The organism is Bacillus sp. HY001, from assembly GCF_007558965.1.
Taxonomy (GTDB): Bacteria; Bacillota; Bacilli; order Bacillales; family Bacillaceae_G; genus Bacillus_A; species Bacillus_A mobilis.
In genome coordinates, this window is the sequence record NZ_VLTE01000027.1 from 1 (window position 1) to 16,446 (window position 16,446).

Genomic DNA, 16,446 nt, shown 5'->3' on the forward strand with positions numbered 1-16,446 from the left:
TGGCGGTACCCCTAATAAAAGCTGCAGAAGATTCCCACTTTAATTTTCTAACTGTATCATTTGCACGCTTTTATCGGTGGATAGGATTTCTTTTAGCTGTCTTCCTACCCGGATTTTGGATGGCATTACTTGCTTATCACCAAGATCAAATTCCTTTCCCTCTTCTTGCGACTGTGACTGTTGCAAGATCAGGTCTACCATTTCCAGCACCACTTGAGCTTATAATTGTTTTGTTCCTTTTTGAGATGTTCCGTGAAGCCGGTCAAAGATTACCCTCCCCCCTTGGTCAAACCCTTTCAGTGGTAGGCGGACTAATCATTGGGGATGCTGCAATCCGTTCGGGTTTTATCTCCCCTTCTGTCATTGTTATTACTGCTTTATCTGCTATTGCGGGATATACCTTAGTAAACCAAATATTAGCAGGAGCAGTATCCATACTCAGAGGGTTTGTACTATTATGTTCAATTTTGATGGGGTTATATGGATTTATGCTTGCCGGATTCGTAATCGTTCTTTATATCTCAAGATTACGTTCCTTTGGAATCCCTTACTTAGCTTTAGTTTTCCCAAAATCTAGTTCAGATTTTTTCAAGGGATTGTTTCGTTTACCGTGGAGAAGTTATAGACATAGAGTTGATTATCTCCGAACCAATGATAGTTCTAAAACGGACGAAGGAGAAGGAAAACAGTGAAGCTGCACAAAATAAAACTAATAATTATGATGCTTATCACTAGTGCAATGTTATCTGGATGTTGGAATATTAAAGAAGTTCAAGATATTTATTATGTTGCAGCTCTTGGTATAGATTTTAAAGAAGGAAAATATATAGCTTATGCTCAGTTACTTGACTTTTCTAACGTTGCTAAGTTAGAGGGGGCTAGACCTGATAAACAACCACCAGTGTGGATAGGAAGAGGTGAAGGTTTTACCATTACGGAAGCATTAAATCAATTATATAAGGATGCTCAACAAAGACTTTTTTGGGGACATGTATCTACAATAATATTAAGCGAAAGACTGCTCAGACAAGATATTAAAGACTCTATTGATTTTATTAATCGGTACCGAGAAATACGCTATAATATTCTCTTATACGCTACAAAGGAACCCATTGATGATATACTTAAAACAAAAGCCTTTTTTACATTATCGGGGTTGTCTACCATTCTCCATGAACCAAAGGAAAGGTATAAACAACGGTCTTACATACAACCTAAACAATTTTATCAATTTATTAGAGATAGTGATCCGATGGGGCAAACTGCTTATATCCCATCACTTAAAATTTCAACAGAAAATTGGAAAGAAGAATCCAAAAAAGCACCATTATTAAGAAATGATGGAGCGTTCTTTGTAAGGAATAATCGCCTAGAAGGATGGCTTTCTGAGACTGATTTAAACGGTCTAAGATGGATGGATGAAAAAAACGTTCGATCTCCTGTGTGGATTATTGAGAATGATAGCGCTGTTGTTTCCGTAGTGATAGAGAAACCTAAGATTACAATTCCCCCTATTATGAGTAGTAAGCCCATACTTTTTAATATTCGAGTTGAAGTTCAAGCTGGAATAAATGAGAAGATCAAGGAAATTAGTGATAAAGAGTTGATTACAAAAACTGAAGATATTATCAAATTAGAAATTCTAAAATCCTTTGAAAAAGGAATAGAAATAAATGCAGATATCTACAAATTAGGTGAATCATTATACCGTCAGAATCCAAGAAAATGGAAAGAAGAAGTAAAAACAGACTCGTTTTACTTAAATGAACACAGTATAAAGAATTTAAAAGTTAAAGTTAATTTAGTTAACTCCGGAAAGTTGAAGTACCAAGATGGATCCTAATATTAATTCAAACGGTATTTATAGTTTTTTAAAAAGGCCTAAGCTCTTGCAACACCGAGAAATTAGGCTTTTTTATATTGAATTCCTTAACGTTGTAAATCCGCATTTTCCTGACGCTACCCCTATATTAGGTTGCGCATGCATTGCTAAAATAGGATTAAGCCGGGTAAGATATAATTATTTTTCTAAATAGTCTACTTTATAATTATTTAATCCGTATATTTTGTTTTTAGGGATAATGATTTTGTTTAGTGTTATACATATTTCTTTTCTACTGTATAAACCTTGTCTCCTCCATGAATAATAAACAAGGGATCTAATTTAGCTGCTCTTTGTAATAAAAGTTCGAATTCACCACCCATCTTAAAACAGCTACCTTCAGGTCCGTTGCATCTGCTGTCTTCAAAAAACACAAAATTAAATTTATTCTTACAGTGTAATTTTTTCATTCATTCTTTCAGTAAATATTCTGAACGTCCATGTAGTGTCATAAACATCTTTTCCTTTCATAAAAATCAATAATCTATCTTTTTAATTACATGAAGATTAATTGTTAAGTTAATCAAAAAAATAAAGGTTCTATAATGAATCTTGAGAAGCAAAAATAATTGAAATCATTTGAGTATAGAGATGAAAAACTTAGATGTTGGGAACTTGTTTTTTGTGGCATCTTCAACCAGTGATGTATAGGTGCATCTTCTATGCCTCGAGATATCGCTATCCAAACTTTCTTTTCACACAGTGGGCTTATTTGGATTTTAAGTGATTTGATATGAGATTTATTGTGTTAGCGCCTTTACTAATTTTTATTGTATATAAGATAAAATGAAGGAATGGTGGAAATGAAATGTCTTTTTAAAGTTATAACAATTGCGCTTATAGCTGGGGCTATCAGCGGTTGCTCTGAGTTAGCGGAGATAGAAGAAAGAGGCTTTGTAGTAGGTGCCGCTTACGATATTGTTAAGGAAAAGAAATCTAATCCAATTATGAAAGGGACGTATCAAATGGTACTTCCCAGTAAGTTAACGCAAGAAGGTGGAAAAGGCGCAGGGAATAATTATATTGATGTGAGTGCAAAAGGAGATAGTGTGTTTGAACAAATACGAATAATCGCTAAAAAGATTAGTCGTACTTTATTTTTTCCACATATACAAGTAATCATTTTTTCTGAAGAATTACTATCGAATCCAAATGTTTTACAAAATACGTTAGATGTATACATTCGAGATCATGAAATGAGAAGAAATATTCGTCTATTTGTTTCTGAGAAAAATGCAGAAGCAATCTTGAAACAAAATGCAAAATCAGAAAATTTACCGGCACAGTATATTGATATGCTAGCTGAACACCCTCCTAAAAATGCTCAGATGGTTGAGGCAGCAAGAATTGGTGACGTGCAGGAAAAGATAATTTCAAACCGAAGTTTTGTACTACCTGTCTTAAAACCTACAAAACAGGGGATAGAAATGGATGGGGCTGCGTTGTTTCGTGGGAAGGATAACAAGTGTGTTGGAATGTTAAACGGCGAACAGACAGTGGGAATAAACTTTATAATCGGTGAAAAATTAGGAGGTTATTTTACCATACGTAAAAAGGACCAGCTTATTACATATGAAATTCATAAGCTACACCGAAAAATACAGGTATTTACTGAAAATACTACAAAACCGAAGTTTGATATTCATCTATTTCTCGAAGGTGCTTTAGCGGAGTTGCATTTTAGTGATCATAAAAAATTCATGAATGAAAAACGCTTAACGAAGGATATTTCAAAAGAGGTGGAACAAAGGATTCAAAAATCAATAAAGCTTGTTCAAAAAAAATATAAGGTAGATGTATTAGCGTTAGGAGAAGTATATAAGCGGCATAATTATAAAAAATGGAAGAAAATACGTAAGAATTGGGATCAAGGCGAAAATTATTTTAGTGATGCCCAAATTAATGTTCATGTTCATTCAATAATTGAACATTCAGGTTCAGCTTTACCCAAGAAAGTAAAATGAGTTAATTTGATTGGTTACCGAATTAGATATTAGCTGCCAAATATCAATACTAGCTATACCCCGTATTATATATTTTATTTTCATAACTTCGATTGCTTCATATACATTACCTGTATTTCTTACATAAATTATATAAGTGAACAAGCTTTTACACTTTTCTTTCAATTTCACCTTTTACTTTTCTTAATATTTTCTTTTCAACTAAAAAATTGACTGAATAATTTTTTATCAGAGGTTTGAAATAGATTAAGTAACTAGAGGTACCATGTCAAAAAAGCTTGTAATTTGGATAACATCCAAATTACAAGCTTTTTATTTTTTATTTAATTACTGCCACCAAATCCAAGCCCAAAGGTAATTTCTTATATTTCGAGGAGTAATGCGAATGAAGCGTTCACCGTCAAAGAAGCAATTTAAATTTGGAAGTGTTTCATCTGGATTTTCTGGAACAAAGGTGACGATGTTCTCGTTACTTGTAACGGTTACTGTAATTGGTGGATCGGTAGGCGAGACTTGAAGTTGTAACGAAATATTGGCCGTATTTTTAAACTCATTATTAACAGGTGGACTTATTACTTGTACTGTGAATAACACGATAATTGTTTCGTTTGGCTCTAAATTAGTGGCAACTAGGAAACCGATATTCGGATTCGCTAGTGGAGAGCGTTCACCGTTAATAAAGACAGTGCCGTTTATAAATTGTAAACCTGCTGGAATAGTATCTTGTAACGAAATATTTGAGAGTGAAATTTTGGAAGTATTTGTAATGCGTACCGTGTAATCAAAATATTGATTTAAATAAGCTGAGCTGACGGAAGCATTTTTCGTGACTGTTGTAGTTATAAATTGAACTGGTATACGAACAATATTTGAATTAACAATGAAAGTAATAATTGGATCCTGTGGTGTCAATTGAAAAGCAGCGGTAACTGTTGCAGAATTTATAATTGTACTGTTTGAAGGAATAGAAGTTACGAGGACTTGAAATGTTATAGTTGCTACTGTACCTGCAGATAAAGAACCAATATTAATACCAGTGTCTGGACGAACATTTGGAACCGAAGTACCGTTAATAGTTACGCTGTTTTCTATAAATGTTGTACCAGCTGGAATTGTGTCTATAACAGAAGTACTAATTGTCGGAATTGTGGAATCATTAAATACCTCTAATGTGAATGTAATAACATCTCCTATAACGACGATAGATTTGTCTGCTGTTTTCTCAATGTTAATTATTGGCTCGATTAATGTTGTTGTAACGGTATTTGTTTGCTTTGTAATTGTAATAGGTGGTTCATCTGGATCAATGATAACGGTATAGGAAACAGTAGCATCGTTATTAATTGTAGGTTGAAGAGTAGAAGAAGATATTGTCACTTGGAACGTAATAATGACAGAGTCATTATGAGCAAGATTTCCTAACGTAATACCATTTTCCGGATTCTCATTAGGCTGATTGATTCCGTTAATCGTAACACTACCAGCAACAAAAGTCGTATCTATTGGTATGGTGTCTATAACAAGAAGGTCTTCAATCGTTACATTACCGCTATTCATAATCGTAATTGTATACGTTAAAGTTTGAGCAGGTAAGGCATTCGTTACATCAACAGATTTTATGGCAATGACATTATCATTTTGGACAGTAGTTGTGACGGTATTTGTTGTAGTCGTATTTGTAACGGGTACGTTATTTGGGTTGACTATATAGTTAAAAGTAGTAATTGCGTTGTTGTTTAGTTCATTTGGTGTTGGAATAGTAGTCACAGTTACTTGGAATGAAACGATAGCATCTCCATCTACAATTATAGTACCAATTGGTATGCCGCTTACTGGATTCACTCCTGGAAGAGTTTCTCCGTTTACAATGACGCTATTTTCTATAAACGTAGTACCTTGAGGAATAATATCTTGAATGATTACATCATTTACTGCAACATTACCGGTTTGATTTAGTGTAATCGTATACGTTAACGCATCACCAACCGTTGCAAATGCAAGGTCAACAGTTTTATTACTATTCAAAGTCGCATGATTAATTGTTGTTACGGCAGCTGATGAAATAATAGTTTCGGTAATAGGCGGCTGGTTTGGTAACGTGTATTGGTATTCAATTGTACTCGTATTAGAGATTGGATTTGTTTGCGGAATTGAAGTAACCCGTACTTGGAATAGAATAGTTGCTGTCGTATTAGGCGGAATGTTATCAAGTTGTATCCCGCTAAGTGGATTATCATTTGGACGAGCGCTTCCATTCACAATAACACTATTCTCTATAAAGCTCGTATTTGCTGGGATGATATCTGTAACGATAATATTTTCCACTTGTATATTCCCATTGTTTGTGATGGAAATAGTGTAAGGGATAATCGTTTGTAGGTCAGCGTATTGGATAGGCGTTGTTTTTGTTGCAATTATATTAGCAGAAATAACTTCAGTGAAGGTAATATTACTAGTTGATATTTGTTCTTCGCTATTAATTGTATAACGAGAAGTGGATTGATTTTGAATACGACCACTAGCTGGAAGCGCTACGACAGTAACAGAAAATGTGACTGGGATAGAAATGTTAGGAGCAATCGTTCCTAACAATATACCGGTACTTGGATTGGCATTAAGCTGCGGAATGTTATTTACTAAAACGCTACCGTCTATAAAGGTTGTTCCACCAGGAATATTGTCTGTAAATACAAGAGCAGTAGCATCCGTATTCCCTGTATTTGTTAAAGTTGTTGTATAAGTTAAAACATCACCAATTGTTACAGAAGTCAAATCAACAGTTTTAAGTGAAACGATATCAGCATCATTAATTTGAACGAAAGTAGTGTTGGAAGTAGTCGATTTTTGAATTGGTGCAAAGTCAGGGTTGAAAATAAAGTCGTAGACGATGTTTGCAGTATTAGGTGTTGGGTTTGCAGCAGGTAAATTCGTAACCGAAACTTGGAATGTTATTGTAGCTACTTGACCTGATGTGATATTCGGGATGGAAAAGCCGATATTCGGATCTGCTGCAGGAAGTACAGTGTTGTTAACTGTTACACTCCCCGAAATAAATACTGTTCCATCTTCTATAATATCAGTAAAAAAGATGGAGTTAGTTGTAGTGGATCCGTTATTTTGAATGAGTACTGTATATTCAATAGTTTCATCAATATTAGCTAATACTGTATTAGCGGATTTTGTAGCGATAAGAATGGCATCAATAAATTGTATATTTGTAGTATTGGAAGATGTCGTTTCTGAAATTGGTGGTAAGCTTTGGTCTGGCTGATACTCATAGTGGATGACGGCGATATTATTCATGTTATTTTGAGAAGGTATCGAGTCTACATTTACTTGGAATGTAACGATAATTGTATTGTTTGGAAGGATAATATTAAGTGAGATTCCGGTACTTGGATTTTCGTTAGGTCTTGGTATGCCATCTACAAGAATGCTATCTGGAACGAATGTGGTGCCAGCAGCGATTGCGTCAATTAGGAGAGTATTTGTAATAGGTACTGTACCAGCATTTGTAACTGCGATGGTATATGTGATAATTTGACCGATGCGTGTAATGGATCTGTTAGCAGATTTAATTGCACTAACATTTGCTGTACGGACTTCCGTGTTTACTGTATTTGATAATGATCTACGCTGAATAATTGGAGAACTAGGGTCAATTTGGTATTCATATGAAGTGTCTGAGATGTTAATGACTGTATTGTCTTCAGGTATATTTGTAAGTTGTACTTGGAATGAAATAGTGACTGTTTCATCTGGTTGTATCGTGCCGAGAGTTACTCCATTTTCAGGATTCGTACCAGGCTGAATGACATTATTTATTGATAAGCTATCTTCAATGAATATTGTCCCTTCTGGAATGTTGTCAATGAACACCGTATTGTTAGCTGGAACCGTTCCGATATTTTGTAGTGTATTTGTGTAGGTAATAAATTGCCCGATGGAGACGAAAGTTACATCTGCGCTTTTAACGGAAATAATATTCGCATTTTGAAGTGATGTTGTAACAATGTTAGAATTTGCAGAGCGATTCACTGGTGGAGCTGTAGGAATACTTATATATTGGTAAGTTACTGAAGATTGATTTACAATTTCGGTTTCAGTAGGTGGATTATTTGTTTGTACTTGAAATAGTATTGTTTTGGAACTGTTTGGTGGAATCTTTCCAATTGGTATTCCGTTTTCGGGATTTGCATCAGGCTGAAGTACACCGTTAATTGTGACACTGTCGAGAACGAATGTAGTCCCAACTGGAATCGAATCTGTAAAAATAATATTTATTGCGTCAACATTGCCGCTATTTTTCACTTCAGAAATATAAAGTATAGTTCCGCCAATATCTACAGTTATTGGATTGGACGTTTTTGTAATTGTTAATTGTGCTTGCACGAAATTTGTAATGACAATATTACTTGTAGATGTTTCAGTAATAGGCGGTTGCCCTGGATCTGGTTGAATTGTATATGTTGTATTAGATTGATTTGTAATCGATTGTTGCGAGAATGGATCGTTAATAAGAACTTGGAAAGCAATAAGGTGAGTAGCGTTTGCTGCTAGGTTAGGCAAAGTAACACCTACATTTGGATTGGCACCAAGTATAGTTGTTCCGTTAAGTGTAAAACTATTGTCTACGAATGTAGTCCCTTCTGGAAGCGTATCTGAAAATATGAGATTCGTAGCTGGAATATTTCCGGTATTTTCTAGCGTTATCGTATAGGTCAAAATATCACCTGTTGTTGCTTGTTGTGCATTGACTGCTTTTAAAGAAAGAACATTCGCATCCGAAATTTGTGTGAAAGCTGGATTAGACGTAATTGTTCGAGAGATGATAGGAGCAGTTGGATCAGCGATAAAAGTATAGTCAATACGAGCTATATTAGAAATTGGATTCACGCTTGGAATGGATTGAACGATAACTTGGAATGTGACGGTGACGATTTCCGAAGGTGCAATGGAGTTTAATGAGATCCCTACGTTTGGATCAGTACCTGGAGCTGAAACACCATTAATGGTCACACTATCCGGAATAAATGCAGTTCCCTCTGGGACCAAATCTGTTAAAGTAACTGTATTTGCAGTTGTATTCCCGTTATTTTGAACGACTACAGTGTAAGTGATTGTACCGTCAGTAGACTGTACGAGGGAATCTGTATTTTTAATTACAGATAGTGATGCATCAACGACAGCTGTATTAACCGTATTAGATGAAGATGTTGCTGTAACTGGAGGTTGACTTGGATCGACAATATATGTGTAACTTGTAAGTGCTTGATTTATAATTGCTCCTTGTGGCGGAATAGAGTTTGCAAGAAATTGGAACGTAATTGTAGCAGAATCACCTGGTGCGATAATGCCAACTGGAATACCGAGAGTTGGACTTGCATCTGGAAGTGAAATTCCGTTAAGCGTAACACTATTGGGAACAAATAATGCCCCTTCAGGAACACCGTTAATGAGTAATACCGAGTTTGCAGGGAAGTTTCCAGTGTTTGTTAATGTTGCTGTATACGTAATTATATCTCCGATAGATACAATTGTTCGATTTGCTTCTAAAACCGTTGTAACAGTAGCATTATTAATTTGTGTAGAAGCACTATTAGAAGTAATTGTGCCTGTAACAGGAGGAGAAGTCGGATCAACAAGAAATTCGTATTGAACGGATGCAACGTTTGTAATTGGGTTTGAAGGCGGAGTAGATGTAACTATGACTTGGAAAGTAACGGTTAAGGAACTGTTCGTACTAACGGTTCCGATATTAACTCCGTTATTTGGATTTGCACCTGGAATGGTACTTCCATTTACGGCAAAACTATTTTCAATAAAGGTCGTTCCAGCTGGAATGAGGTCTGAGAAATTTACATTCGTAGCGTTTGTACTGCCGCTATTTTGTATTAAAACTGTATAAGTGATCGTGTCTCCAATATTCGCAAAGGCTGTACTAGCAGTTTTTACAGCTGAAAGTATTGCTGAATGAATAGAAGTAACGAAGACGTTCGTTTCCACATTGCCAGGCTGAGCCTGTAATGCATTGCCTACGTTATATTGGAAGTTAACAAATGCTAAGTTTTGGAGTTCAGGTGTGAATGTTGATGGATTGCTTACGATTTGAACTTGGAATATGATTGTTACAGTTTGATTTGGAATGATCGTATTTATGCCAATACCGCTGGTAATAGAAGTGGATGGTAATGGAGTGCCATCAACAATAACGGATCCGGCAACAAATTGTGTCCACGATGGTATCGGGTCTGAGAAAATAACGTTATTGGCAGGGATATTTCCAGTATTCGTAATTGTAGTTGTATACGTAATTGTATCACCAATCGTTGCAAAAGCTTTATCACCGATTTTAGTAGTAGTTAAAATAGCACTTTCAATTGTTGTGATAACACTATTTGAAGTAATGTTTTTTGAAACAGGAGGATTATCTGGATTAACGATATGCTGAAAGCTAACGCTAGCTTGATTCGTAATTGGATTAATAGCCGGGATTTCATTTGAAGTAATATGAAATTCTACAATGGCAGATTCGTTTGGCGCGATATCACCAATTGGGACACCTGTAATGGTGTTTGCATTTTCGATAATAGTTCCATTAAGTGTAAAACTATTTGGTTCAAAGGAAGTTCCGTCTGGAATAACGTCGGTAAAAATAACATTCGTTGCATTAACATTTCCGCTATTTGTAATTGTAACGGAGTAGATGATATCTTGCCCAATATCTACTGTTGACACATTTGAATTTTTTTGTGCAGTAAGAATAGCACTATTAATTTGTGTTGTCGTTGTATTAGATTGATTGGAAGTTGTAATAGGTGACTGGTCTGGATCAACAATATAACGATAAGTGGTAAGAGCTGAATTAGAAATAGGGTTGTTGATTGGTAGGGTTGTAACGGTAGCTTGGAATGTGATAATTGCTGCAGTACCACCGTTAATTGAACCGATATTTACACCAGTAGATAAATCAGCATTTGGAATGGTTTGCCCATTAACTGTGAAACTGTTTGGAACAAAAGTTAAATTGCTATCAAGCGTATCGATAACGGTAACATCAGTTGCAGTCACATTCCCTGTATTCGGGAGGTTAAGTGTAAATGTTATTGTATTACCAACATCCGCAAAAGTAAGATCTGTTGTTTTTGTACTTATAATATTCGCGTTGTTTATTTGAAGAAGCGTAGTGTTGGAAGTAGCCGCACTTAATACTGGAGGATTAACAGGATCAACAGTAAACTCATATGTTGTTGATGCTGTATTTGGTGCTGGATTAATAGGGGGAATGCTGTTCACTGTAACTTGAAAGACGATACTATATATTTCATTAGGCGGAAGTGTTGCAAGTAATACACCTGTATTTGGATTCGCGTCAGGTTGTAAAACACCATCGACAGTTAATGTGTTAGGAACAAATGTGACTCCATTTGGTAATACATCTGTGAATACAATATTAGTTGCATCTGTATTTCCTATATTCGAAATAGAAGTAGTGTAAAAAGCAGTTTGCCCGATATCTGCAAAGGATACACTTTCATTTTTCGTCATGGATAATAGTGCTTCTTTAATTTGCGTTGAAACAGGATTGCTAATTGAAGTTTCTGCATCAGGCGGTGAGACTAATTGGTACGATGTTGATGAGAAATTTACAATGGGGTTTTCAGTTGGTAATGACGTTACAGTAACTTGGAACGAAATTGTTACTGTAGTCCCAGCTGTTATAGTTCCGATATTTACACCGTTCACTGGATTTGCACCACTTTGAAGAATTCCATTAATAGAAAATGTGTCTGCAATAAATGCTGTTCCGCTCGGTACGGTATCTGTGAATATAACATTTTGCGCAGATGAGTTTCCATTGTTTGTTAAAGCGACAGTATAAGTGAGTGTGTCTCCAATACGACTAAAGGATTTATCGACTTGTTTTAATGAAAGAATGGTAGCTGTATTAATCGTAGTGAACACTGTGTTTGAAGTAACGGTCCTTGAAACAATAGGGGCATTAGGATCAGCGATAAATGTGTAAGAAGCAGTAGCGGAATTGGCAATAGGATTTTGGGCTGGTGTAGAAGTAGCGGTAACTTGAAATGCTATAGATATTGAGCTGTTAGGAGCAATTAATCCAATTGTAATACCTGTATTAGGGTTGAGCCCGATTTGTGTGATGCCATCTATTGTAACGCTATCAGTTATAAACGTCGTACCATCTGGTATGAGGTCAGTGAAAGTAATATTCGTAGCGTTTGTATTACCGCTATTCGTTAAAATTGTCGTATAGGTAATGGTATCACCTAGTGTTACAAGTGTTTGATCTACAGATTTCACCATCGTTATCATAGCATCTAGTACCGGGTTTGTAACGATATTTGTTGAAATAGAAGTTGTAATAGGAGTTCCGTTTGGATCGACAGTATAAGAATATAAAATTGTGTCATTACCCATAATCGAATTTGAAGGGGGAACAGAAATAACATTTACTTGGAAAGTAACAGTTACTGTTTCACCCGGTGCGATATTTGGTATAGTTACTCCCAGTGCTGGTTGTGCACCAGACTGCTGAACGCCATTTATCGTGAATGAATTTGGTATAAAGGTAATGCTAGCTGGAATAGCGCTTGTGAAAGTAATATTCGTAGCGGCTGTATTTCCTGTATTTGTAATAGTAGTTGTATACGTAATCGTATCTCCAACTGAAACGATAGATTTATCAGCACTTTTTTGGGTTGTTAAAATTGCACTATTAATAGTTGTCGAAACAGCATTAGATACATTCATTTGTGATACGGAAGGTTGGCTAGGGTCGACCACATGTGAAAATTGTACAGAACTAGAATTAGAAATTGGATTTATACTTGGAATATTTGTAACAAGTACGTTGAGAGTAATCACAGCCGTTCCGTTTGGATTTATATTTCCAATCTGAATCCCGTTAGCTGGATTTCCGATCTGCTGTGTACCAGAATCGTTTGTAAGAGTGCCAGATATGAATGTCGTTCCGTCAGGTAAAATATCTGTGAAAATTATATTTTGTGAAGTAACATTTCCAGGGTTACTTAATGTAATCGTATAAGAAATTGTATCGCCAATTGTTGCGAAAGTTTTATCTACAGATTTAACAAGTGTAATTTCTCCGGAATTTATTTGTGTCGAAACCGGATTGGATGTCGTACTTCTTGAAACGAGTGGTAAATTAGGTCCTGTCATAAATTGATAATCAATAGAAGCGCCATTTACAACTGGTGAGTTTGGCCCCCCAGGTCCAATTGTGAAAATTGGATTTGGAATGCTAACTACTTGCACGCGGAAGGTAATGTTTGTAAAATCTCCTGCAATAATATCCCCAATTGGTACCCCATTCGCTGGATTTACCCCAGGTAATAAAACCCCGCCTACTCGAACGCTATCCGCTATAAACACTGTATTATTTGGAATCGGATCTGTAAAAATGATATTCGTAGCAGTTGTGTTTCCTATATTCTCCAATAAAACAGTATACGTTAAAAATGAATTTCCAGGTGCTACGTCAGAAAATAGTCGATCCACACTTTTCGTTGCTTGAATAATCGCTTCGTTAATTTGAACTAAAGTTGGATTACTTGTAGCTGTTTCTGTCACCGGCGGCTGGGTAGGATCAACAATGATCGAGTATGTCGTGCTAGACTGGTTCAAAGTTGGATTTGTAACTGGTATTGAGCCAACGATAGCTTGAAAGCTAATTGTTGTCGTTCCTCCAACTGGAATTGAGTCTAAAGAAATCCCGCTATCTGGTCTAAATCCAAGTTGTGGGATGGTATTAATTTGTACGCTATCAGGAACGAATGAAAGTTCAGGTGGTAATATATCGATAAAAACAGGTGTGTTTGCGGTAGTATTTCCGCTATTGGTGAGGGTAGTTGTATACGTAATTGTATCTCCAACAGCAGCAAATGCACTGCTTGCAGTTTTTGTTGCGATAACGGAAGCAGTATTTACTTGTGTAAAAGTTTTATTAGATTGAACTGTTCGTGAAACTGGCGGTTCATTTATACCTACAATAAAGCTATATTGAAGCGATGATTGGTTTGGGATTGGATTCGGATTTGGGAGTGATGTAATGTTTACTTGAAAACTGAGTGTAGCAGATGCATTTGAATTCAAGTTGCCAATATTGATACCATTTTGTGGATTTGCATTAGGAATAGTTGTTCCATTTACCGTAAAACTGTTTGGAATAAATGATGTACCATTTGGAATTACATCTGTAAAAATAACATTGTTTGCGGTAGTATTACCGGAATTAGTAATGATAGCAGTGAAAGTCAGTGTATCTCCAATAGTAGCAAATCTTGAATTGACAGTTTTATTTATAGAAAGAGTTGCATCAATAATTGGCGTAACCGTCGTATTCGTAACTGTACTACCAACAGCGGGTGATTGGTTTGGATTTACGGTATATTCATAATTTACAAGAGCATTATTTGTTAATGTGCCACTAGGTGGTATCGCTAAAATTTGTGCTTGAAAAGTAATGAATACAGTATCTCCTGGGGGAATATCTGCTAAGTGAATACCAAGTGATGGATCTAACCCTGGCTGCGGAATATTATCGATAGTTACAGAGTTTGGCACAAATGAGGCGCCTGCACCGAGTCCATCTGTTAAAACTGTAGCGCTAGCAGGGATATTCCCTGTGTTCGTAACTGCAATCGTATAAGTAACGATATCCCCAATTGCAGCTGTCGGTGTATTCACTGACTTCGTAGCGACGATTGTAGCGTTATTAATTTGAGTTGTTATTACGTTACTTAACGCATTGGCGGACGCTGGAGGTAAGTTAGGATCTATGACATATTGGTACGCTGTATTGCTTTGGTTCGGGATTGGATTTGGACTAGGAATGGAATTTACTATTACTTGAAATGAGATTGTTGCACTTGTATTAGGGTTTATTGGATCAATTGCAATTCCACTTGCTGGGTTTGTATTAGGAAGTGTATTGCCATTTACTGTTACACTATTAGGAATAAATGATGTTCCGTTTGGAATTACATCTGTAAAAATTACATTTGATGCAAGTGTGTTCCCGTTATTCGTTAAAGTAGTTGTATACGTAATAATATCATTTACGTTAGCAAAGTGTTTATCTGCCGATTTTACAGCGGCAATCGTAGCGTTATTAATAGTTGTCTGTACGGTGTTAGAGGCCACCATCTGCGTTACAACTGATTTGGATGCGTCGTATGTGTATTGGAATGTAGTGCTCGATTGATTCGTAATCGGATTTGGACTAGGAATAGTTGGTACAGAAACTTGGAATGCAACAGTACGTGATGAATTCGCTCCTATCGTCCCAATTAAAATGCCATTAGCAGGGTTTGCATTTGCTATAGGGACACCGTTAATCGTTACAGTATTAGGAAGGAAGATGGTACCAGCTGGAATGATATCTGTAAACGTTACGTTAGAAGCAGGGATATTGCCGTTATTTGTTAAAATTGTTGCATACGTTATGACAGCGCCAACATCAGCGAAATTTGTACTTGTTAGTTTTGTGGCAACAATATTAGCAGTATTAATTTGCGTCGTTACTATATTGCTAGTAGCGTTTCTGACAACGGCAGGTAAACTTGGATCTGCGATAAAGCTATATTGAAGTGCAGCGCTATTTTGAACTGGATTTGGTGAAGGTAAACTATTTGCACTTATTTGAAAAACAATCGTTGTAAAACCACCTGAAGGAATGGAGCCGACTTGAAGACCGGTACTAGGGTCTGCACCTTGTTGTAAAGTACCACCTATAAAAATACTATTTGGTACGATAGTGGAGCCATTAGGGATTATATCGGTAACAATAACATTATTTGCTGTAGTATTGCCAAGATTAGCTAAAGAAATTGTATATGTGATTGGTTGCCCGACATCGGCGATAGTTAAATCTACTTCTTTGACAATCACTACATTTGCTAAATTAATTTGTGTACTTACAGTGTTACTTACAGATGTTTCTATAGTTGGTGGATCGCCCGGATTTAGAATAAAGCTATACTGTGTACTAGATGAATTTAATGTTGGATTTTGTGTTGGTAAAGAGGTGACGGTTACTTGATAAGAGACAGTAAGTGAGCCATTAGCAGCAATGGAAGGTAGTGGAACACCTATATTTGGATCTGCGTTATTTTGAAGTACACCATTAATAAGAAAAGTATTTGGAATAAAGGTAGTACCGTCTGGATTCGTATCTACGAAAGTAGGGCTATCAGCAGAAACACTTCCTGCATTCGTCAAAGTAACAGTATAAGTTAATATATCCCCTACGGTAGCGAACGCTCGATCCACTGTTTTGGCTGAAATGACATTTGCATCGTTTACTTGAGTAAATGTAGTGGTTGAAGTAGTGTTCTTACTTACAGGTGAAGTGTTTGGATCAACGATAAAGTTATAGGAGATGGAAGCGCTATTTGAAATAGGGTTTGGATTTGGAATGCTAGTGATTACTACTTGGAATGAAGCTGTAATTGTAGTATTAGCATTGATGCTACCAATATTGATGCTAGCTGGTGTAACGCCTGGCTGAGTAACACTGTTAACTATAACGCTGTTTGGGACAAAAGCGGTTCCATT

Annotated in this window: 4 protein-coding genes; 3 read left to right on the top strand and 1 reads right to left on the bottom strand. The window is 36.2% G+C overall.

Features of this window, described 5'->3' with window-relative positions:
* The 3 genes from FOT98_RS13715 to FOT98_RS13730 all read left to right on the top strand — a co-directional run.
* On the top strand, positions 1–692 hold a 692-nt coding region (locus tag FOT98_RS13715; protein ID WP_080478116.1), incomplete at its 5' end, for a spore germination protein.
* A complete protein-coding gene (locus FOT98_RS13720) occupies positions 689–1,843 on the top strand; it encodes a Ger(x)C family spore germination protein (RefSeq protein ID WP_078387101.1) in 1,155 nt (384 codons plus the stop codon). The genes FOT98_RS13715 and FOT98_RS13720, both read left to right, overlap by 4 nt.
* A gap of 842 nt (positions 1,844–2,685) precedes the next feature.
* The gene (locus FOT98_RS13730) at positions 2,686–3,846 is read left to right on the top strand and encodes a Ger(x)C family spore germination protein (RefSeq protein WP_061531599.1); all 1,161 of its coding nucleotides are present in this window, start codon (positions 2,686–2,688) and stop codon (positions 3,844–3,846) included.
* Positions 3,847–4,173: 327 nt separating this feature from the next.
* Here FOT98_RS13730 and FOT98_RS13735 read toward each other — a convergent pair.
* On the bottom strand, positions 4,174–16,446 hold a 12,273-nt coding region (locus FOT98_RS13735), incomplete at its 5' end, for a beta strand repeat-containing protein (RefSeq protein WP_144291073.1).